This is a genomic window from Streptomyces sp. NPDC058646 (assembly GCF_042716875.1).
Lineage (GTDB): Bacteria > Actinomycetota > Actinomycetes > Streptomycetales > Streptomycetaceae > Streptomyces.
In genome coordinates this window covers 1-19409 of the sequence record NZ_JBHXRK010000046.1, presented here as the reverse complement: position 1 = coordinate 19409, position 19409 = coordinate 1, and the positions used below count along the sequence as shown (strand labels likewise).

At 72.8% G+C, this 19409-nt stretch carries 19 protein-coding genes and 1 riboswitch; of the genes, 10 read left to right on the top strand and 9 right to left on the bottom strand.

Annotated elements, in window-relative coordinates:
• Positions 1 to 4: 4 nt before the first annotated feature.
• Positions 5 to 646 (bottom strand): hypothetical protein, encoded by a 642-nt coding sequence (locus ACFWUZ_RS34100; RefSeq protein WP_384381653.1) that lies wholly within the window; start codon positions 644 to 646, stop codon positions 5 to 7.
• Positions 639 to 1418, bottom strand: a complete 780-nt coding sequence (locus tag ACFWUZ_RS34095; RefSeq protein ID WP_384381679.1) for an alpha/beta hydrolase — start codon at positions 1416 to 1418, stop codon at positions 639 to 641. The genes ACFWUZ_RS34100 and ACFWUZ_RS34095 overlap by 8 nt, the downstream gene beginning before the upstream one ends.
• 166 nt (positions 1419 to 1584) lie before the next feature.
• Between ACFWUZ_RS34095 and ACFWUZ_RS34090 the strand changes: the two genes are divergently transcribed.
• The 5 genes from ACFWUZ_RS34090 to ACFWUZ_RS34070 all read left to right on the top strand — a co-directional run bounded on the left by ACFWUZ_RS34090 (position 1585) and on the right by ACFWUZ_RS34070 (position 6499).
• A complete protein-coding gene (locus ACFWUZ_RS34090; RefSeq protein ID WP_384381677.1) occupies positions 1585 to 2325 on the top strand; it encodes a lysophospholipid acyltransferase family protein in 741 nt (246 codons plus the stop codon).
• Between the two features lie 34 nt (positions 2326 to 2359).
• Entirely contained in the window at positions 2360 to 3571 is a 1212-nt protein-coding gene (gene macS, locus ACFWUZ_RS34085; protein WP_384381651.1) for a MacS family sensor histidine kinase, read from the top strand.
• Positions 3568 to 4245 carry a response regulator gene (locus tag ACFWUZ_RS34080; RefSeq protein WP_384381649.1) on the top strand — a complete coding sequence of 226 codons (678 nt, stop codon included), beginning with the start codon at positions 3568 to 3570 and terminating at the stop codon, positions 4243 to 4245. Before macS ends, ACFWUZ_RS34080 begins: the two co-directional genes overlap by 4 nt.
• Before the next feature lie 155 nt (positions 4246 to 4400).
• Positions 4401 to 5429, top strand: a complete 1029-nt coding sequence (locus ACFWUZ_RS34075; protein ID WP_384381675.1) for a 6-phosphofructokinase — start codon at positions 4401 to 4403, stop codon at positions 5427 to 5429.
• A gap of 71 nt (positions 5430 to 5500) precedes the next feature.
• Entirely contained in the window at positions 5501 to 6499 is a 999-nt protein-coding gene (locus ACFWUZ_RS34070) for a 2-hydroxyacid dehydrogenase (protein WP_384381673.1), read from the top strand.
• Here ACFWUZ_RS34070 and ACFWUZ_RS34065 read toward each other — a convergent pair.
• Positions 6448 to 8493, bottom strand: coding sequence for an anthranilate synthase family protein (locus ACFWUZ_RS34065; protein ID WP_384381647.1), 2046 nt, complete (start codon positions 8491 to 8493; stop codon positions 6448 to 6450). The two genes, ACFWUZ_RS34070 and ACFWUZ_RS34065, sit on opposite strands and share 52 nt — an antisense overlap.
• 326 nt (positions 8494 to 8819) lie before the next feature.
• Between ACFWUZ_RS34065 and ACFWUZ_RS34060 the strand changes: the two genes are divergently transcribed.
• Both ACFWUZ_RS34060 and ACFWUZ_RS34055 read left to right on the top strand, forming a co-directional pair.
• Entirely contained in the window at positions 8820 to 10175 is a 1356-nt protein-coding gene (locus ACFWUZ_RS34060) for a class II 3-deoxy-7-phosphoheptulonate synthase (RefSeq protein ID WP_384381645.1), read from the top strand.
• 127 nt (positions 10176 to 10302) lie between these two features.
• Positions 10303 to 10599 carry a bacterioferritin-associated ferredoxin gene (locus ACFWUZ_RS34055; protein ID WP_384381643.1) on the top strand — a complete coding sequence of 99 codons (297 nt, stop codon included), beginning with the start codon at positions 10303 to 10305 and terminating at the stop codon, positions 10597 to 10599.
• A 34-nt stretch (positions 10600 to 10633) separates the two neighbouring features.
• On the opposite strand, the gene bfr is transcribed toward ACFWUZ_RS34055, so the two are convergent.
• Complete coding sequence (gene bfr / locus ACFWUZ_RS34050) at positions 10634 to 11110, bottom strand: bacterioferritin (RefSeq protein ID WP_031153026.1); 477 nt, start codon at positions 11108 to 11110, stop codon at positions 10634 to 10636.
• A 173-nt stretch (positions 11111 to 11283) separates the two neighbouring features.
• Here bfr and ACFWUZ_RS34045 point away from each other — a divergent pair, with 173 nt between their 5' ends.
• Entirely contained in the window at positions 11284 to 11916 is a 633-nt protein-coding gene (locus tag ACFWUZ_RS34045; RefSeq protein WP_384381640.1) for a sulfite oxidase-like oxidoreductase, read from the top strand.
• A 186-nt stretch (positions 11917 to 12102) separates the two neighbouring features.
• Here the strand turns inward: ACFWUZ_RS34045 and ACFWUZ_RS34040 are convergent, their stop codons facing one another.
• The 5 genes from ACFWUZ_RS34040 to thiO form a co-directional block, all read right to left on the bottom strand.
• Positions 12103 to 12999, bottom strand: coding sequence for a deoxyribonuclease IV (locus ACFWUZ_RS34040; protein ID WP_384381638.1), 897 nt, complete (start codon positions 12997 to 12999; stop codon positions 12103 to 12105).
• A 6-nt stretch (positions 13000 to 13005) separates the two neighbouring features.
• Positions 13006 to 14910, bottom strand: coding sequence for a Stk1 family PASTA domain-containing Ser/Thr kinase (pknB, locus tag ACFWUZ_RS34035; protein ID WP_384381636.1), 1905 nt, complete (start codon positions 14908 to 14910; stop codon positions 13006 to 13008).
• 151 nt (positions 14911 to 15061) lie between these two features.
• The gene (locus tag ACFWUZ_RS34030; RefSeq protein ID WP_384381634.1) at positions 15062 to 15874 is read right to left on the bottom strand and encodes a thiazole synthase; all 813 of its coding nucleotides are present in this window, start codon (positions 15872 to 15874) and stop codon (positions 15062 to 15064) included.
• A gap of 2 nt (positions 15875 to 15876) precedes the next feature.
• Positions 15877 to 16077: a sulfur carrier protein ThiS gene (gene thiS, locus ACFWUZ_RS34025; protein WP_384381632.1), complete on the bottom strand. Its 201-nt coding sequence runs from the start codon at positions 16075 to 16077 to the stop codon at positions 15877 to 15879.
• Entirely contained in the window at positions 16074 to 17249 is a 1176-nt protein-coding gene (thiO, locus tag ACFWUZ_RS34020) for a glycine oxidase ThiO (protein WP_384381630.1), read from the bottom strand. Before thiO ends, thiS begins: the two co-directional genes overlap by 4 nt.
• Positions 17247 to 17359: riboswitch (TPP riboswitch) on the bottom strand. It overlaps the preceding gene by 3 nt.
• A 135-nt stretch (positions 17360 to 17494) precedes the next feature.
• Between thiO and ACFWUZ_RS34015 the strand changes: the two genes are divergently transcribed.
• Together ACFWUZ_RS34015 and ACFWUZ_RS34010 are read left to right on the top strand one after the other, a co-directional pair.
• Positions 17495 to 18664, top strand: a complete 1170-nt coding sequence (locus ACFWUZ_RS34015) for an NAD(P)/FAD-dependent oxidoreductase (RefSeq protein WP_384381671.1) — start codon at positions 17495 to 17497, stop codon at positions 18662 to 18664.
• A 236-nt stretch (positions 18665 to 18900) separates the two neighbouring features.
• The gene (locus tag ACFWUZ_RS34010) at positions 18901 to 19266 is read left to right on the top strand and encodes an Rv2175c family DNA-binding protein (protein ID WP_384381628.1); all 366 of its coding nucleotides are present in this window, start codon (positions 18901 to 18903) and stop codon (positions 19264 to 19266) included.
• Positions 19267 to 19409 lie beyond the last annotated feature (143 nt).

Sequence of the window (19409 nt, the reverse complement as noted above, 5' to 3'; positions counted from 1 at the left end):
GGGGTCAGACGACCGCGCCGCGGCCCGGGTCGTCGTCCTCGTCGTCGTCGTGCGACATGCGGCCCACCAGCGTCGCGAAGCCGCCGAGGAAGCCGCCGATGCCCAGCGTCGTGAGCCACCAGGTCATGTCCCACCGGAAGAGCACCGCCAGCAGCAGCAGCACCGGGCCGCCGACCACCGCCAGCCACGCGAACTTGGCCGTCACGTCCGCGGGCGGGAGCTCCGGCTCCGGCGGGACGAAATGGCCCTCCTCCTCCGGCGTCAGGTCGTCTTCCTTCGGCTCCGCGAGGGAGTGGTCCCGCGGGCCGGCGCCGCCCACGCCCGGGGCGAAGACCACCGAGCTGCCCAGGGCCGCGGGGGGCGCGGACTCCGGACCCGGGTCGGCCGCCGCCTCCGCCCCTGCTCCGGCGTCGTTCGCCGGCGCCGGCTCCGGCTTCGGCTCCGGTTTGGGCTTCGGCTCGGACCCCGGTTCCGCGGGCAACGGCTTGACGTCCTCCTCCGGCAGCATCAGGTTCTCGATCGGCTTGTACGGCCGTGCCCCCGGCGGGTCCGGCGGCTCCTGCCCGTACCCGGCGACGATCGCCGCCCAGGCCGCTTCCTCGTCGAGCGGCGGCACCCCGCCCGACTGCTCCTCGTGCTCAGCCACCGGCCTGCGCCCCCTCCCTGCCCACGCTCTCCGCCAGTCGGCCGACGAACGCATAACTGTCCGCGAAGATCCGCTCCGCGTCATGGTCCAACGTCGCGACGTGGTAGCTCTGTTCCAGCAGGGTCTCGGTGACGTCCGTGGAGGAGACCCGGGCCAGGATCCGCGCCGAGTCCGCCGGCGGTACGACGTGGTCCTGCGGACTGTGCAGCAGCAGCACCGGCTGTGTGACCTGCGGCAGCTCGGTGTCCACCAGCTGGAAGAACTTCCGCAGCGAGTGCGCGGCACGCGTCGGGACGCGGTCGTAGCCGACCTCCTCCGAGCCCGGCTTGGCGATGTCGCTGGCGATGCCCGGGGTCGAGCGGATGAAGTGCTGGGCCACGGGAAGGGCGAAGGCCAGCGGGTCGTGCACCTTGTTGGCCGGGTTGACGAGCACGATGCCACTGATCGCGTCCCCGTGCCTGGCCGCCAGCCGCAGGGTCAGCGCGCCGCCCATGGAGAGCCCGAAGACGAACACCTGCTCGCACCGGTCGAGCAGCTCCCGCAACGCGCGGTCCACCTCGGCGTACCAGTCCTGCCAGCCCGTGAGCTGCATGTCCTGCCACCGCGTCCCGTGCCCGGGCAGCAGGGGCAGCGACACCGTCAGGCCCCGCTCGGCCAGGTACTCGGCCCAGGGGCGCAGCGACTGCGGGGAACCGGTGAAGCCGTGGCAGAGGAGCACGCCGACCTCACCGCCCTCGTGGCGGAACGGCTCGGCTCCAGGGAGGACGGGCACCAGGATCTCCTTGGTCATGAGGGTTGGTGGGTGCGTTGCTCTGTGTGACTTCACCGTACGCGACGGGGATGGCACCGACCAGGGTCGTCGGGCCGCTGCACGGGGAGCCACGGGTTAAGGTCTCTTCGACGGACACAGGAAGGCTTACGAGTTGATCTACGGCGCAATGAAGTTCTCCATCGGCGGTTCCCTGAAGCTCGCCTTCAGGCCGTGGGTGGAGGGCCTCGAGAACATTCCCGCGGAGGGGCCGGCGATCCTCGCGAGCAACCACCTGTCCTTCTCCGACTCCTTCTTCCTCCCGGCCGTGCTGGACCGCAAGGTCACCTTCATCGCGAAGGCGGAGTACTTCACCTCCCCGGGCGTCAAGGGCAAGCTGACGGCCGCCTTCTTCAAGGGCGTCGGCCAGCTCCCGGTGGACCGCTCCGGCGCGCGCGGGGCCGGCGAGGCCGCGATCAAGAGCGGCATCGACGTCATCGAACGCGGGGAGCTGTTCGGTATCTACCCCGAGGGGACGCGTTCACCCGACGGCCGGCTGTACCGGGGCAAGCCCGGCGGCCTGGCCCGCGTGGCACTGGCCACCGGCGCGCCCGTGATCCCCGTGGCGATGATCGACACGGAGAAGATCCAGCCGCCCGGCAAGGTGGTGCCCAAACTGATGCGCCCCGGCATCCGGATCGGCAAGCCGCTGGACTTCAGCCGCTACCACGGCATGGACGGCGACCGCTTCATCCTCCGCTCGGTGACCGACGAGGTCATGTACGAAATCATGAAGCTGTCCGGCCAGGAGTACGTCGACATCTACGCGACGGCCGCCAAACGCCAGATCGCGGACGCCGAGAAGGCGGCCAAGAACGAGAAGGCCGAGAAGGCCGGCAGAACCGGCCAGGCGGACACGGGCGCCGAGTAGCGCGGGCGGGCACCGCCCGCGAGGGGTGGGGGAGATGGCGAAGCGCGAGCGCGTCGTACGCATGTCGGTGGAGCAGCCGCTCTGGCAGGCCCTGAAGGCCTACCGGCTGCTCACCATGGTCTACGCGGTGCTGATGTTCGCCTCCGCGTACAAGGAGTTCGACCGGCCCTGGGTCGCGGCCGGCTACCTCGCCGGCCTCGCCGTCTGGACCCTGGCCACGTTCCCCAAGGTGGCCGGTGCCGCCGGCTGCACCCGGCGGTTCCTCGGCGCCGACCTCACCGTCGCCCTCGTCGGGATCCTGCTCACCCCGGTCGCCGACACCTCCGCGCGGATCGCCTCCGGCGGCCCCACGCTCCCCTCCATCTGGACCGCCGGCTCGGTCCTGGCCTTCGCCATCAAGGGCGGCTGGCGCTGGGCCTGCTTCGCCTCCACCTTCGTGGCCGTGGCCAACATCGCCATCCACGGCTGGGATCCCACCCGGGACGCCCTGCACAACGTCCTGCTGGTCTGGGTCGCCTCCGTCGCCATCGGCTACGTCGTCGAGGTGGCCCGCGCCAGTGAGGCGACGCTCGCCCGCGCCCTGGAGATCGAGGCGGCGACCCGCGAACGGGAGCGCCTGGCCCGCGACATCCACGACGGGGTCCTCCAGGTGCTCGCGATGGTCCAGCGGCGCGGTACGGAGCTGGGCGGCGAGGCCGCCGAACTCGGCCGGATGGCGGGGGAGCAGGAGGTCGCGCTGCGCACCCTGGTCTCCAGCGGGCTGGTGCAGCCCTCCCGGATCTCCCGGGACGGTTCGCGCGGGGCGCTGGTGGACGCGTACGAGGTCGAGGAACCCGGCGCCGACGAGGGCGAGCTGGACCTGCGTACGCTCCTCGCCCCCCGCGCGGGGTCGAGGGTGAGCTTCGCCGAGCCGGGCACCCCGGTGCCGCTGCCGGCCCCCGCGGCGCGGGAGCTGGCCGCGGCGGTCGGCGCCGCCCTCGACAACGTGCGCCGGCACGCGGGCGAAGGGGCCCGGGCCTGGATCCTGGTCGAGGACTGGGGAGACGAGGTCATCGTGACCGTCCGCGACGACGGCCCGGGCATCCCCGCCGGCCGGCTCGACCAGGCGGAGGGCGAAGGGCGGATGGGGGTGGCCCTGTCCATCCGCGGCCGGCTGCGCGACCTGGGCGGCAGCGCCGAGCTGCTGTCCGTTCCCGGACAGGGCACCGAAGTGGAACTGAAGATACCCAGGGGGAAGACCCGATGAGCACGAACGAACCGCACGAGATCAAGGTGATGGTCGTCGACGACCACCCGATGTGGCGGGACGCGGTCGCCCGCGACCTGGCCGCCGCGGGCTTCGACGTGGTGGCCACGGCCGGGGACGGCCCCGAGGCGGTGCGCCGCGCCCGCGCCACCACCCCCGACGTCCTGGTCCTCGACCTCAACCTGCCCGGCATGCCCGGCGTGCAGGTCTGCAAGGAGCTGGTCGGCGCCCACCCGGCCCTGCGGGTCCTCGTCCTGTCGGCCAGCGGCGAGCACGCGGACGTCCTGGAGGCGGTGAAGTCCGGCGCGACCGGCTACCTGCTGAAGTCCGCGGGGGCCCAGGAGCTCATCGACGCGGTCCGCCGCACGGCCGCCGGCGACCCGGTCTTCACCCCCGGTCTGGCCGGGCTGGTGCTCGGCGAGTACCGCCGGCTGGCCACCGACCCGGCGCCGGCCGCCGCCGACGAGCCGAAGGCGCCCCAGCTGACCGACCGCGAGACCGAGGTGCTGCGGCTCGTGGCCAAGGGGCTCTCGTACAAGCAGATCGCGGAGCGGCTCGTCATCTCCCACCGGACGGTGCAGAACCACGTCCAGAACACCCTGGGCAAGCTGCAGTTGCACAACCGGGTCGAGCTCGTCCGGTACGCGATCGAGCGGGGCCTGGACGACGCGTAGCCGGGCCCGGACGGTGGCGCCCATCGTACTTACGTCTTCGTACGAGTGAACGGGCGTACGCAACGCCGCGTGATTCCACCGGAATCGACCTCGCCATGACGCTTGATGTGACGCGGGTCACCACTAGCGTGACCGTCATGGCAAAGGAGGATTCCATGAAGGTCGGAGTGCTGACCGGCGGTGGCGACTGCCCCGGGCTCAACGCGGTGATCAGGGGCGTCGTCCGCAAGGGCGAGCAGGAGTACGGCTACGGGTTCATCGGGTTCAAGGACGGCTGGCGGGGCGCGGTCGAGGGGGCGACCGTCCCGCTCGGCATCCCCGCCGTCCGCGGCATCCTGCCCCGCGGCGGCACCATCCTCGGATCCTCGCGCACCAACCCGTTCAAGACGGAGAACGGGGTGCGGGGCATCAAGGAGAACCTCGCCAAGTACGAGGTGGACGCGCTGATCGCGATCGGCGGCGAGGACACCCTCGGGGTCGCCGCGAAGCTGTACGAGGAGTACGGAATCCCCTGCGTCGGCGTGCCGAAGACCATCGACAACGACCTGTCCGGGACCGACTACACCTTCGGCTTCGACACCGCGGTCGGCATCGCGACCGAGGCGATCGACCGGCTGCACACCACGGCCGAGTCGCACATGCGGGTCCTGGTCGTGGAGGTCATGGGCCGGCACGCCGGCTGGATCGCCCTGCACTCGGGGCTGGCGGGCGGCGCCAACGTCATCCTCATTCCGGAGCAGCGCTTCGACGTGGACCAGGTGTGCGCCTGGGTCACCTCGCGGTTCAAGGCCAGTTACGCGCCGATCGTGGTGGTCGCCGAGGGGGCGATGCCCAAGGACGGCGAGCTGGTGCTGAAGGACGCCACCACGGACTCCTTCGGCCATGTCCGGCTGTCCGGCGTGGGCGAGTGGCTGGCCAAGGAGATCGAGGGGCGCACCGGCAAGGAGGCCCGGACCACCGTGCTCGGGCACGTCCAGCGCGGCGGTACCCCGAGCGCCTTCGACCGCTGGCTGGCCACCCGGTTCGGGCTCCACGCGATCGAAGCGGTGCGCGACGGGGACTTCGGCAAGATGGTCGCCCTGCAGGGCACGGACATCGTGCGGGTGCCGATCGCCGAGGCCACCGCGAAGCTCAAGACGGTGGACCCGGCGCTCTACCGGGAGGCGGGCGTCTTCTTCGGCTGAGCCGCCGGGCAGGGCCGGACCATGGGTCGTATCGTGACGAACGACCCATGGTTCGACGTTCAGGAGCAGACGTGGAGATCCTGGCCTTCGGTGTGACCGCGGACGAGAAGCCCCTGCTGGAGCGGGCCTTCGCGGGGCAGCACGCGATCCGCTGCCTGGAGGTCTTCCTCAGCGAGGACACCGCCCCCATCGCGGCCGGGTACGAGATCGTCTCCTCCAGCGTGAACGCGGACCTGGGCGGCCGGGTGCTGCGCTCCCTGGCGGCCGGCGGGACGAAGATGATCGCCCAGCGCTCCACCGGCTTCAACAACATCGACCTGGACGTGGCCCGGCAGCTGGGCGTGACCGTCAGCCGGGTCTCCTCCTACTCGCCCTACTCGGTGGCGGAATTCGCGTGGACCCTGGCGATGGCCGTGAACCGGCGCATCGTCCGCGCATCGAACCGGACCCGGGACTTCGACTTCCGCCTGAACGGGCTGATGGGCCGGGACATGCGAGGCCGCACGGTGGGCGTGCTCGGCACCGGCAGGATCGGCGAGGCCTTCACCCGGATCGCACACGGCTTCGGCATGAAGCTGCTGGGCTGGGACGCGGCGCAGAATCCGGCATGCGTGGAACTCGGCATGGAGTACGTGTCCAAGGAGGAGCTGTTCGCCTCCTCGGACCTGGTCAGCCTGCACGTCCCGCTGCTGGACTCCACCCACCACCTCGTGGACTCGGCGGCCCTGCGGCTGATGCGGGACGACGCGATCCTGGTCAACTCCAGCCGCGGCGGGCTGATCGACACCGAGGCACTGGTCACCGAGCTGCGGGCGGGCCGGTTCACCGGGGTCGGCCTCGACGTGTACGAGGCGGAGGCGGGGGTGTTCTTCCTGGACAAGTCCCTGGAGGCCGTCGAGGACGACACCCTGGCCCGGCTGGTCACCTTCCCGCACGTGGTGGTGACCTCGCACCAGGCCTACTACACGAGTGACGCGGTGGGCCAGATCATCGACACCACCGTCGCCAACGTCGCCGACTACCTGGCCGGCCGCCGCTCCGAGAACACCCTGGTGCCCGCGCTCGTCTGACCCGTCGCCCGGGCCGCCGCCGACACGGGGGCCGACACCCCGGCCAGCAGGCCGTGCAGCAGTTCCGCGCCCCGCAGGGTGAGCACCGACTCCGGGTGGAACTGCACCCCTGCGAAACCGGCGGCCGACCGCAGGGCGTGGACCTCGCCCGTCGCGGGGTCGCGGGACACCTCCACCCCGGCCGCGGCGAGGCGGGCGGCCGCGGCGGCGTCGCAGCGCGCGGTGTACGTGTTGTAGAAGCCGACGACCTCCTCCGCCCCGAACAGGTCGATGCGGGTCTGCGCCCCCTGCGCCGGCTCGGCCTTGCGGACCAGCGGGAGCCCCAGCCCGGCCGCCAGCAGCTCGTGGCCCAGGCAGACCCCGAGCAGGCCGTACCGGTGCCCGGCCAGCAGCTCCGCAGCCAGCCCGCGCAGCATCCGCATCTTCGGGCCGTCCGCGTCCGCCGGGTTCCCCGGGCCGGGGCCCAGGAGGACCGGGCCCTCCCAGGCCAGGGCCGCCGCCCGCAGCCCCGGGTCGTCGTAACGGCGTACGGTCACCTCCAGCCCGGCCGCCCCCGGAGCCCCGACGCGCAGGACGTGCGCCAGCATCGCGGTGAAGGTGTCCTCGCAGTCCACCACCAGCGCGTGGCCGCCCGGCGCGGCCGGCCGCTCCTGCATCCGGAGCCAGAAGGGGGCCAGGTCCGCCCGCCGGGCCTCCAGGGCGGCCCGCACCCGCGGGTCGTCCGCCGGCCGGGCCCCCGCGGGGGCCGGGCGCGGCGCGGCCGGCCGGACGCCGAGGGCCGCCAGTACTCCGGCGGCCTTGGCATGGGTCTCCGCCACCTCGCCCGCCGGATCGGAGTGCCGTACGAGGGTGGCGCCCACGGGCAACCGCAGGGCGCCGTCCGCGGCGATGTCGGCGGTGCGGATCAGGATGGGGGAGTCCAGCGTCTGCAGCCCGGCGGCGTCCAGGCCCAGCAGGGCCAGTGCGCCCGCGTAGTAGCCGCGGCCCACGCCGTCCCGCCCGAGCGGCTCGTACCGCTCGATCACCCGGCAGGCGTTCTGCACGGGCGAGCCGGTGACCGTCGCCGCGAACATCGTCTCGCGCAGCACCTCGCGCACGTCGAGCGAGGAGCGGCCGCGCAGCTCGTACTCGGTGTGGGCGAGGTGGGACATCTCCTTCAGCCTGGGGCCGACGACGACCCCGCCCCGGTCGCCGACGGTGCACATCATCTTGAGTTCCTCGTCGACCACCATCGACAGCTCCTCGGTCTCCTTGCGGTCGCCCAGGAAGGCGAGCAGGGACTCGGCCGTCGGCCCCGTCGCGGGATAGCGGTAGGTGCCGCTGATCGGGTTCATCACGACCGTGCCGCCGGACATCCGCACGTGCACCTCGGGGCTGGCCCCGACCAGCGTGCGCACGCCGGTGTGGACGACGTACGTCCAGTACGCGCCCCGCTCGGCCTCCAGCAGCCGCCGGAACAGGGCCAGGGCGTCGGCGCGGCAGAAGCCGTCGATGCGGCCCCCGTAGGTCCGCCGGATCACGAAGTTCGCCCCCTCCCCGCGGCCGATCTCGTCCCGGACCACGCGCTCGACGGTGGCCGCGTACTGCTCGTCGGAGACGTCGAAGGCGCCGCCCTCCACCCGGACCTCGTGCGCGGGGAGCCCGGCCAGCGTCTCCTGGACGGGGATCTCGTACGTCTCCTCGGCGACCAGCACGCTCAGCGGCGTGCCGTCGTCGCGGACGTCGAAGCCGCGCTCCCGGATCTGCCGGAAGGGGACGAGGGCGAGGGCGGGCCGCTCCCCGACGGGCAGGTCGGCGAGGCGCTCGGCCTCGTGGACCGTGCCGAGGAGCACCTCGACGGTGTCGTGGTCGCGCCCCGGGGTCCGGCGGCGGAGCAGGGCGAACGGGGGGCAGGTGTCGCCGAGGAGCCGGCCGAGCACCGAGGCCGGGGCGGAGGGAGTGCCGGTGGGCGCGGGCACGGGAGCGGGCGTGGGCGTGGGCGTGGGCACGGACATGGGGCGGGCTTCCTTACGGTGGGAGGAGCGGCCCGGGTCCGTGCGTGGAACGCGGAAAGGCCGCCCCTCGGGGCGGCCTTCGCGTCGGTCGTGTCTTCAGGTACGCACGAGGAGCGGGCCGCCGGAAGCGGGCCACCACCAGTTCTTGTTCGTGTGCGCGTACATGGGAGGGACCCTAGCCCACCCCGGCGGGAGCGGGCGGCGGATCCGCCCCCGCACATGTCCGGAATCACCAATTCCACCCCGTGGGATCCGGTTCGGAGATATCTGTCTCACGTTGTGGGCGCCCGGCTGGACGGGCCGTGAGACGCCGTAATGTGTACGAGGTGACCGTGAACGCTGAAACCCAAGCCCCCGCCGCCAAGGCGACCTGGCGAGACCTTCCCGCGGCGCAGCAGCCTTCGTACCCCGATGCCGAGGCCCTGCGCGCTGTCGTCGCGGACCTCGAGTCGTATCCTCCCCTCGTCTTCGCGGGTGAGTGCGACCAGCTGCGCGCCCGTCTGGGAGCCGTCGCCAAGGGCGAGGCGTTCCTCCTGCAGGGCGGCGACTGTGCCGAGGCCTTCGACGGCGTGTCCGCCGAGCACATCCGAGCCAAGCTGAAGACGCTGCTCCAGATGAGTGCCGTCCTCACGTACGCGGCCTCCGTGCCGGTCGTGAAGGTCGGCCGCATCGCCGGCCAGTACTCCAAGCCGCGCTCCAAGGACACCGAGACCCGCGACGGCGTGACCCTGCCGACCTACCGCGGCGACTCCGTCAACGGCTTCGCCTTCACCGAAGAGGCCCGGATCCCGGACCCCGAGCGGCTGAAGCGGATGTACAACGCCTCCGCCTCCACCCTCAACCTGGTGCGCGCGTTCACCACCGGTGGTTACGCCGACCTGCGCCAGGTGCACGCCTGGAACCAGGACTTCGTGAAGTCGTCCCCGTCCGGTCAGCGCTACGAGCAGCTGGCCCGCGAGATCGACAACGCGCTGAACTTCATGAAGGCCTGCGGCACCGACCCGGCCGAGTTCAAGGCCGTCGAGTTCTACGCCTCGCACGAGGCGCTGCTGCTCGACTACGAGGGCGCCCTGACCCGCACCGACTCGCGGACCGGCAAGCTGTACGACACCTCCGGACACATGGTCTGGATCGGTGAGCGCACCCGCCAGCTGGACCACGCGCACATCGAGTTCTGCTCGCAGATCGCCAACCCGGTCGGGATCAAGCTCGGCCCCACCACCACGGTGGACGAGGCACTGACGTACATCGACCGCCTGGACCCGGAGCGCGAGCCGGGCCGGCTGACCTTCGTCGTCCGCATGGGCGCCGACAAGGTCCGCGACAAGCTCCCCGAGCTGGTCGAGAAGGTCACCGCCTCCGGTGCCACCGTGGCCTGGGTCACCGACCCGATGCACGGCAACACCTTCGAGGCGGCCTCCGGCCACAAGACGCGCCGTTTCGACGACGTGCTCGACGAGGTCAAGGGCTTCTTCGAGGTCCACAAGGCCCTGGGCACCCACCCGGGCGGCATCCACGTCGAGCTCACCGGTGACGACGTCACCGAGTGCGTGGGCGGCGGCGACGAGATCTTCGTCGACGACCTGCACCAGCGCTACGAGACGGCCTGCGACCCGCGGCTCAACCGCAGCCAGTCCCTGGACCTGGCCTTCCTGGTCGCGGAGATGTACCGGGACCAGTAGGGATCAGTAGGTACCTTCGTACGACGATGGGGCGCGGATCGATGTGATCCGCGCCCCATCGTCGTATCGGGGGCTTTTAGGGTTGCCTAAGTTTGGGTACGGTTAGGTAAGCCTCACCGAATAGGGGATGGCTCGCCGAACCGTTCCTGCCAGGGAGGTGAACCGCGTGTACGTCTGCTCGTGTTTCGGGATCACCGACAAGCAGGTCAAGGACCACGCGGCTGCCGGGGCCTGCACCCCCCGCCAGATCGCCTCCGAGACCAAGGCGGGGACCGACTGCGGCTCCTGCGTGCGCACCATCCAGGGCATACTCGGCCGCGGTGCGTGCCCCCGCCGGGAACTGCTGGAGAAGGGCAGTGCGGCGGCCGTGCTCGCCGCCGACGTGACGCCGGCGCCCTCGCCCGAGCTCGCGGAAGCGGCTTAGGTCACCGCAGGCCCCGCAGCTCCGCAGCCGCTCGTCAGCTCGGCTGCTCGATCAGCTGCGCGATGTACAGCGCCTCGCCCAGGGACTCGATGAGTTCCAGCTGGGTGTCGAGGTAGTCGATGTGGTGCTCCTCGTCCTCGAGGATGTCCTCGAAGAGCCGCGCGGAGGTGATGTCGCCCTTGCCGCGCATGACCTCGATGCCGCGCTTGAGCCGGTCGATGGCCTCGACCTCCACCTGGCGGTCGGCCTGGAACATCTCCGTGATGGTCTGCCCGACCCGCACGTGGAAGAGGCGCTGGTAGTTCGGCAGGCCGTCGAGCATCAGGATGCGCTCGGTGATCTTGTCCGCGTGCTTCATCTCGTCGATGGATTCTTCACGCGTGTACTTGGCGAGCTTGGTCCAGCCCTTGTTGTCCTGGATGCGGTAGTGCAGCCAGTACTGGTTGATGGCCGTCAGCTCACCGGTCAGCTGCTCGTTCAGAAACTCAAGGACCTCGGGGTCGCCCTGCATCGCAGAGGCTCCTTCCAGGCAATGTCAGCTAAGTGACGGGGCAGTTGCGCGCATCCTCGCACCGCCGCCGGAGGCCGTCCAGTAAGTGCCTCCTTAGTGGGAGTTACCGCGACTTGCCCGAATCGGTTCAGACCTGGTCATGACCACCCTGCCCAGTCTGTCACCATGGAGTCATGGGTCAGCCGGAAAGCCGGGAATCTCCGGGAGCAGGACAGCTGGAGCTTCCCCCGGGGCAGCGGTTGCAGCGAGGCTGGCCGGTCACCCATTACGGGCCTGTACCCAAGTTCAAGCCGGACCGCTGGGAGTTCCGCGTCTTCGGCGCGACGGCCGACGGCGAGAAGCACTGCTGGAACCACGACGAGTTCGGGGCCCTGCCCTTCGACTCGGTCGTGGCGGACCTGCACTGCGTGACGAAGTTCAGCATGCTGGGCGCCGAATGGGGCGGTGTGCTCGCCCGTACCGTCCTCGCCCTCGCCCCGCCGGCCCCCCAGGTGACGCACGTGATGGTGTGGGCCGAGTACGGCTTCAGCTCCAACATGCGGCTGGCCGACTTCTCCGCCGAGCGCACCGTCTTCGCCACCCACCAGGGCGGTGAACCGCTCACCGCCGAACACGGGTTCCCGCTGCGGCTGGTGGTCCCGCACCTGTACGCCTGGAAGGGCCCCAAGTGGGTCCGCGGCGTCGAGTACATGACCGCCGACCGCCGCGGCTTCTGGGAGGAGCGCGGCTACCACAACATCGGCGACCCCTGGCGCGAGCAGCGCTACTCCTACCAGGAGGGGCCGGGGGACGGCCCCGAACTCTGACCCGGCGCCCGGTTCACCCGTGGTACCGGTGGACCACCGCGTGGCCCCTGCCGCGGCCGGTCATCCACTTGCCGACCGGGGTGATCACGGTCGATCAGCTCCATGACGGCGATGGACAGGGTGTCGGCGGGCGGCGCCACCCGGACGGCGGTACGGAGGCCGACTCCGGCGGTATTCCCCGGCGGGTCACCGGAAGACGCGCAGCTCCTTCAGCAGCGCGATGTCCGCCGCGTGCCCTTCCTTCCCGCCGGGCGTCTCGATGACCAGCGATACGCCGTCCATCGCCGGGTGCGTGAACAGCTCGGCGAAGGCGTCCCGGCCGATGTGGCCCTGACCGATGTTCGCGTGCCGGTCCTTGTGCGCGCCGACCCCCTCCTTGGAGTCGTTCGCATGGACCAGCTTGAGCCGGCCCTCGCCCACCGTGTCCACCAGCAGGTCCAGGGTCTGCTTCGCCCCGCCCGGCTCGGCCAGGTCGTGCCCGGCCGCGAAGATGTGGCAGGTGTCCAGGCAGATGCCCAGCTTGGGGTGGTGGTCGAGCGCATCGAAGTACGGGCCGAAGTCCCAGGTCCGCGAGCACAGCGAGGACCCCTGCCCCGCCGTGGACTCCAGCAGCAGGAACGGGTCGTCCTCGTGCGTCAGCTCGTCCAGCAGCGGCAGCATGTGCTCCCTGACCTGCGCGTACGCCTCCTCGCGGGGGCGCCCGCCGGTCGCCGAGCCGGTGTGGACGACCACCCCCAGCGCGCCGATCTCCCGGCCGCGGCGCAAGGAGTGGCGCAGGGACTCCACCGACTTCTCGACGGTCGCCTCGGTGTGCGAGCCGAAGTTGATCAGGTACGGCGCGTGCACGTACGCCGGGATCGCCCCGGCCGCGCACTCCGTGCGGAACCGTTCGTCCTGGGCCGGGTTGCCGACCGGGGTGGCCCAGCCGCGCGGATTGGCGACGAAGACCTGCACGGCCTCGGCGCCCAGCTCCCGCGCGTACGTCAGCCCCACCGAGGCGAGCCCGCCGGCGACGGGTATGTGCCCGCCCACGGGGTTGCGTGCGGCACCCGCCGCCCGTTCCACCTGCTCCTGCTGTTCCACGTACCCCTACAGTCCCTTGATCTTGATGGTGATCGTGCTGCCCTCGGGGGCGGTCTGGCCGGCCGTCACGGACTGGCTCTCCACGGTGTTGCTGAAGGAGAGGAACGGCTTCTCCACCTTCACCTTGAAGCCTGCACCCTCCAGCGCCTTGCGGGCCGCGTCCGCCTCCTGGCCCGTCACGTCCGGCACCGGCAGCTGGCGGGGCCCCTTGGACACCGTCAGCGTGACGGTGTCCCCGGCCGCCGCCTGGGTGCCCGCGCCGACCGACTGGTTCGCCACCGTACCGGCCGGGGAAGGGGAGTTGACCTGCTCCGGTGCGGTCGCCACCTTCAGGCCGAGGCCCTCCAGGGTGGCGCGCGCCTGCTCGACCGCGACCCCGGCCACGCTCGGCACCGGCACCGGGCGGCCCTTGCTGACCACCAGGGCCACGGCCGTGTCGGGGGCCCGCTTCTCCCCGCCCGCGGGGTCGGAGCTGATCACCGAGCCCTGGGCGACGTCCTGGCTGAACGCCTGCGTGACGACACCGGGCGCCAGCCCCGCGCCCGTGAGCTCGGCCTTCGCCTCCTCCAGCGGCCGCCCCTTGAGGTTGGGCACGGCCACGACCTCGGGGCCGCGGGAGACGGTGACCGTCACCGCGCCGTTGCCGCGGATGCGCTTGCCGCCGGGGGGATCGGTGTTCATCACCGTCCCGCGGTCGAAGGAGCTGCTGAACTTCCGGTCGATCCGCTTCACGCCCAGGCCGGCGGCGGACAGCTGGGCCTTGGCCTGCTCCTCGGTCTTGCCGAGCAGGTTGGGGACCTTGGTGAACTGGCCGGAGTTGATGTACCAGACGCCGGTGCCCAGGCCGAGGGCGAGCAGGAGGCCCGCGACGACCAGGAGGGTGCCCCGGCGGGAGGGCCGCTCCCGCCGCGGCCGGTGCGGGGCGGGCGGCGCCGGGCTCTGCAGCCGGGAGGTGTGGTGCACGTCCGGCTGCGCGGCGACCGGGCGGGGGATCACGCTGGTGCGGTCCTCGGCGGCGGTCCGCTCCCCGGCGTGCGCCTGCGGCGGTACGGCGTCCAGCTCGGCGTCGCTGAGCCGCGCCCGGGCCTCCAGGGCCAGGCCGAGCAGGGAGGCGGCGTCGGAGGGCCGCAGCTCGGGGTTGCGGGCGGTGGCGTGCAGGACCAGTTCGTCCAGGGCGGCGGGGAGCCCGGGGACGGCGGCCGAAGGCGGCGGCACGTCCTCGTTCAGGTGCTGGTAGATCACCTGGGCGGGGTTGCCGCCCTTGTGCGGCTTGGCGCCGGTGAGCATCTCGTAGAGGACGACACCGCAGGCGTAGACGTCCACCCGGGTGTCGGTGATGCCGTTCTCGATCTGCTCGGGGGCCAGGTAGGAGACGGTGCCGAGGACCGATCCGGTGGTGTGGGTGACCGAGTCCACGGACCGGACGAGGCCGAAGTCGGCGACCTTCACCCGGCCGTCGTCGCCGATCAGGACGTTCTCGGGCTTCATGTCCCGGTGGACGAAGCCCGCCCGGTGGGCGGCGCCGAGGGCGGCGAGCACCGGTTCGAGGATGTCGAGGGCGGCCCGTGGCTGGAGCGCGCCGCGCTCGCGGAGCACGTCGCGCAGGGTGCAGCCGGAGACGTACTCCATGGCCAGGTAGACGTACGGGCCGTCCGTGCCCTGGTCGAAGACGGCCACCACGTTGGGGTGGGCGAGCCGGGCCACGGACTTGGCCTCGCGGATGAACCGGTCCACGAAGGCGGCGTCCGCGGCGAGCACCGGGTGCATCACCTTCAGGGCGAGGACGCGGTCGAGGCGGGTGTCGACGGCCCGGTAGACCGTGGCCATGCCGCCGGCCGCGATGCGGGCGTCGACGCGGTAGCGGCCGTCGAGCACGCGCCCGACGAGGGGGTCATCCAGGGTCGTATCCACCGGGCGATTCTACGAGGGCGTGGCGCGGCTCCGGCCGGGCCGGTTCCCCTTGCAGCGCACCTGTGACGTGCCGAGGTCGCCGTCCGGCTGCGGACCGGCCCCCGGACCCCCGCGCCGCACACGCCGGCGGGGTCCGGGGCGGAGCCCCGGGTCAGAAGGCCGGGCGTTCCGGGTCCAGGACGGCGCGGCCCTCGGCAGGGGACGAGGCCTCGGCGAACCGGCGCTGCGGGATCCGCCCCGCCCGCCGCGCCAGGCGCCCCGCCGCCACGGCGTCCCGCATGGCCGCGGCCATGAGCACCGGCTCCTGCGCCCGGGTCACGGCGGAGGCCAGCATCACCGCCGCGCACCCCAGCTCCATCGCCAGCGCCGCGTCCGACGCCGTACCGGCCCCCGCGTCCAGGATCACCGGCACCCCGGCCCGCTCCGCGATCAGCTCGAAGTTGTGCGGGTTGCGGATCCCCATCCCGGAGCCGATCGGGGAGCCCAGCGGCATGATCGCCGCGCAGCCCACGTCCTCCAGCTTCCGGGCGAGCACGGGGTCGTCGTTGGTGTACGGGAGCACCGTGAACCCGTCGTCCACCAGGATCTCGGCGGCGTCCAGCAGCTCGACACCGTCGGGCAGCAGGGTCCGCTCGTCCGCGACGACCTCCAGCTTCACCCAGTCCGTACCGAGGGCCTCCCGGGCCAGCCGGGCGGTCAGGACGGCTTCGCCGGCGGTGAAGCAGCCCGCGGTGTTCGGCAGGACGGTGATGTCCAGCTTCGACAGGACGGACAGGACCGACCCCTGGACGGAAGGGTCCAGGCGCCGCATCGCCACCGTCGTGAGTTCGGTGCCGGAGGCGACGAGGGCGCGTTCGAGGACGTCCAGGCTCGGGGCCCCGCCCGTGCCCATGATCAGGCGCGAGGAGAAGGTCCGGCCGCCGAGGACGAAGGGGTCCTCGCCCGGGAAGGTCTGGAAGGTCATGGTCAGCCCCCCTGGACCGCGGTGAGGATCTCGACCCGGTCGCCGTCACCGACCGGGGTCGCGGGCCACTGCCCGCGCGGGACCACGGTCTCGTTGAGCGCGGCGGCGACCCCGGAGGACGCGGCGGTCAGGGTGGCGACCACCGCGTCGAGCGTGGTGCCGGCCGCGATCTCGCGCGGCTCGCCGTTGACGGAGATGGTCATGCGTACGACTCCTGACGTGCGGCGGAGAACCGGCGGGGGGCGAAGGGGCGGGCGATGGCGGGCAGTTCGCCGCTCGTCAGCAGCTCCGCCATCACCTCGCCGGTGAGCGGGGTCAGCAGCACCCCGTTGCGGTAGTGGCCGGTGGCCAGGTGCAGGCCCGGCAGCTCGGTCGGGCCGAGCAGCGGGGCGTTGTCGGGCGAGCCGGGGCGCAGTCCCGCCCGGGTCTCGGTGAGGGGGAGTTCGGTGATGCCGGGCACCAGTTCGTGGGCGTCGCGCAGGAGTTCGTAGACCCCGCCCGCGGTGACCGTCGTGTCCCAGCCGAGTTCCTCGCTGGTGGCCCCGACGACGAGTTCGCCGTTCTCGCGCGGGACCAGGTAGACGTGACTGCCGCGCACGACCGCCCGCACGGTCCGCGACAGGAACGGCGCGTACGCCGCCGGCACGGACAGCCTCAGGACCTGCCCCTTGACCGGCCGTACGGGGGCCACGGCCTGCGGCGGCACGCCCGCCAGCCGGCCGCTCAGGGAGCCCGCCGCCAGCACCACCTGGTCGGCGGGCAGCTCCCTGCCGCCGTCGAGGACCGCGCCCGCCGCCCGGTCGGCGGTGACCAGCAGCCGCTCCGCCCGCGCCCGGTGGATCACCACCCCGGACCGCTCGCAGGCGGCCAGCAGGGCCGCCGAGAGCCGGCGCGGGTCGACCTGGTGGTCGCCGTCGACGCGCAGCCCGCCGCGTACGCCGGGGGCCAGCATCGGCTCCAGGCGGCGGCACTCGCGGCCGGTGAGCCACTGCGACTCCAGGCCGCAGCGGCGCTGGAGGGCGTGCAGTTCGCGCAGGTGGAGGCGGTCGTCGGAGTCGAGGGCGACGGCGAGGGTGCCGCAGGCGCGGTAGCCGATGTCCAGGCCGCCACTGGCCCCGGCGAGCTCGGCGGCGAACTCCGGATAGCGCGCGGCGGAGGCGAGGCCCAGTTCGAGCAGGGCCTCCTCGCCGTAGTGCAGCTCCGTGACGGGGGCGAGCATGCCGGCCGCGACCTGGGCGGCGCCGCCGCCGGGGGCCGGGTCGGCGAGCACGGTGCGCAGCCCGCGCCGGGCCGCCTGCCAGGCCGTGACGAGGCCGATGATCCCGCCCCCGATGACGAGGACGTCGGATCCTTCTCTCGTTCGAGATGAGTGCATGGGCGTCCAGCCCCTCCCTTCGCCGGCATGACCCGGATCAGGTTCGTACGGTCGGAGGCCGGCCAGCCTCCCTCTCAGCCCGGTGCGCCCGGACTCCCGCGATAGGTACGGTGGCCAGACTAACCCCGCCGTGGACGGCGGGTAAGGCGGCACCTATTCCTGACGATACGTCAGGTGATTAGGGTGGCCGGGTGAACGAGCTGACGGAAGAGACTCAGAACGGCGTCGTGATCGTCGGCGCCGGAATGGCCGGAGTGCAGACGGCCGTCGCCCTGCGGGAGCAGGGGTTCGAGGGCCCCGTGACCCTGCTGGGCGCCGAACCCCACCAGCCCTACGACAGGCCCCCGCTCTCCAAGGCGGTCCTGCTGGGCAAGGCCGAGGGCTCGGCCTTCGACGTGGACTTCGAGGGGCTCGGCATCGCGCTCCGGCTCGGGACGGAGGTCACCGGACTGCGGGCCGCCGCACGCGAGCTGGACACCGAGGCGGGACCGGTCCCGTACGGGGTCCTCGTCCTGGCGACGGGCGCGCAGCCCCTGACCCTGCCCGGCACCGAGGGCGTCCCGGGCGTGCACCTGCTGCGCACGCTCGACGACGCGGCGCGGCTGCGGCCGGTGCTGGCGGCGGCCCCCCGCACGGTGGTGGTCGGGGCGGGCTGGATCGGAGCCGAGTTCGCGACCGCGGCCCGGGAGGCGGGCTGCGAGGTGACCGTCGTCGAGGCCGCGGACCGGGTCCTGGCGGGGGCGCTGCCCGCGGAGGTCGCCGCGCCGATGGGCCGCTGGTACGCGGAGGCCGGCGCCGGGCTGATCACCGGCGCGAAGGTCGCCGGGATCGAGGAGGGCCGGGTGCTGCTCGCGGACGGCCGGGCGCTGCCGGCCGGCGCGGTCGTGGTCGGCATCGGAGCCCGCCCTGCCACCGCATGGCTGGCCGGGACCGGTGTGGAACTCGGCCCCGACGGCTCCGTCACCGCGGACGCACACCTGCGCACCTCCCTGCCCGGCGTGTACGCGGTCGGCGACTGCGCCTCCTTCCCGTCGGCCCGCTACGGCACGCGGCTGCTCGTGCACCACTGGGACAACGCGCTCCAGGGCCCGCGGACGGTCGCGGCGAACATCCTGGCGGGGGAGGCGGCGGCCGCGGTCTACGACCCGGTTCCGTACTTCTGGTCCGAGCAGTTCGGGCGCTTCGTGCAGTACGCCGGACACCACGGCGGCGCGGACACGCTGCTCTGGAGGGGCGACCCGGCCGGGCCCACCTGGTCCGTGTGCTGGCTGCGCGCGGGCGCCCTGGCCGCGGTCCTGTCCGTCGGCCGCCCCCGCGACCTGGCGCAGGGCCGCAGGCTGATCGAGGCGGGCGTCCCCGTCGACCCGGCGAAGGTCCGCGACCCGGGGACCCCGCTCAAATCGGCCACGGTGTGACGGCTCGGTGGAGGCCGGTGGTGGCCGGGGGAGGGGCCGCGGCGCCGAGGTTCTCCCCGCCCCGCCGTTCCCCCGTTCCCTGGGCTCCGCCCGGACCCGCCGCTCGAACTTCCCCGGCCACCGCACGGAGGGGCCCCTGGAGAGGGTCGGTCCGGCCGGGCCCCCGGGACCGGCCGGAGCCCCCGGACGGGTCGCTCCGGTACCGGCGGCGGAGCCGAGATGGCAGGCTTGTGCCCGTGACCGAGATTGACGCAAAGATCGATGCCCTCGTCCCCGACTGGCTGTACCTCCCCGACATCGCGGAGAAGCTCGACGTCGAGGTGACCCGGGTCCGCCAGATGGTCAAGGAAGGGCAGCTGATCGCCGTACGCCGGGGCGAGAACCGTTCCCTGCAGGTGCCGGCCCCCTTCATCGACGGCGACAAGGTCGTCAAGGGGCTCGTGGGCCTGCTGACCGTGCTGCGCGACGACGGCTTCTCCGACGAGGAGATCCTGGAGTGGCTCTTCACGGCCGATCCGACCCTGCCGGGCACCCCCGCGCAGGCGCTGAGCGAGAATCGCGGCACGGAGGTGAAGCGCCGCGCTCAGGCGCTCGCCCTCTGACCTGATCCGCGTTCCGCTCCACCGCGGTGGGGGGGGGGGGGCCCGGCCCCGCCCCCCCCCCCCCCCCGGGGGGGGCGGTGGGGCGCACGCCCCCCCCCCCCCCCCGGCCGCCCCCCCCCCCGCCCGGGGACCCCACCCCCCCA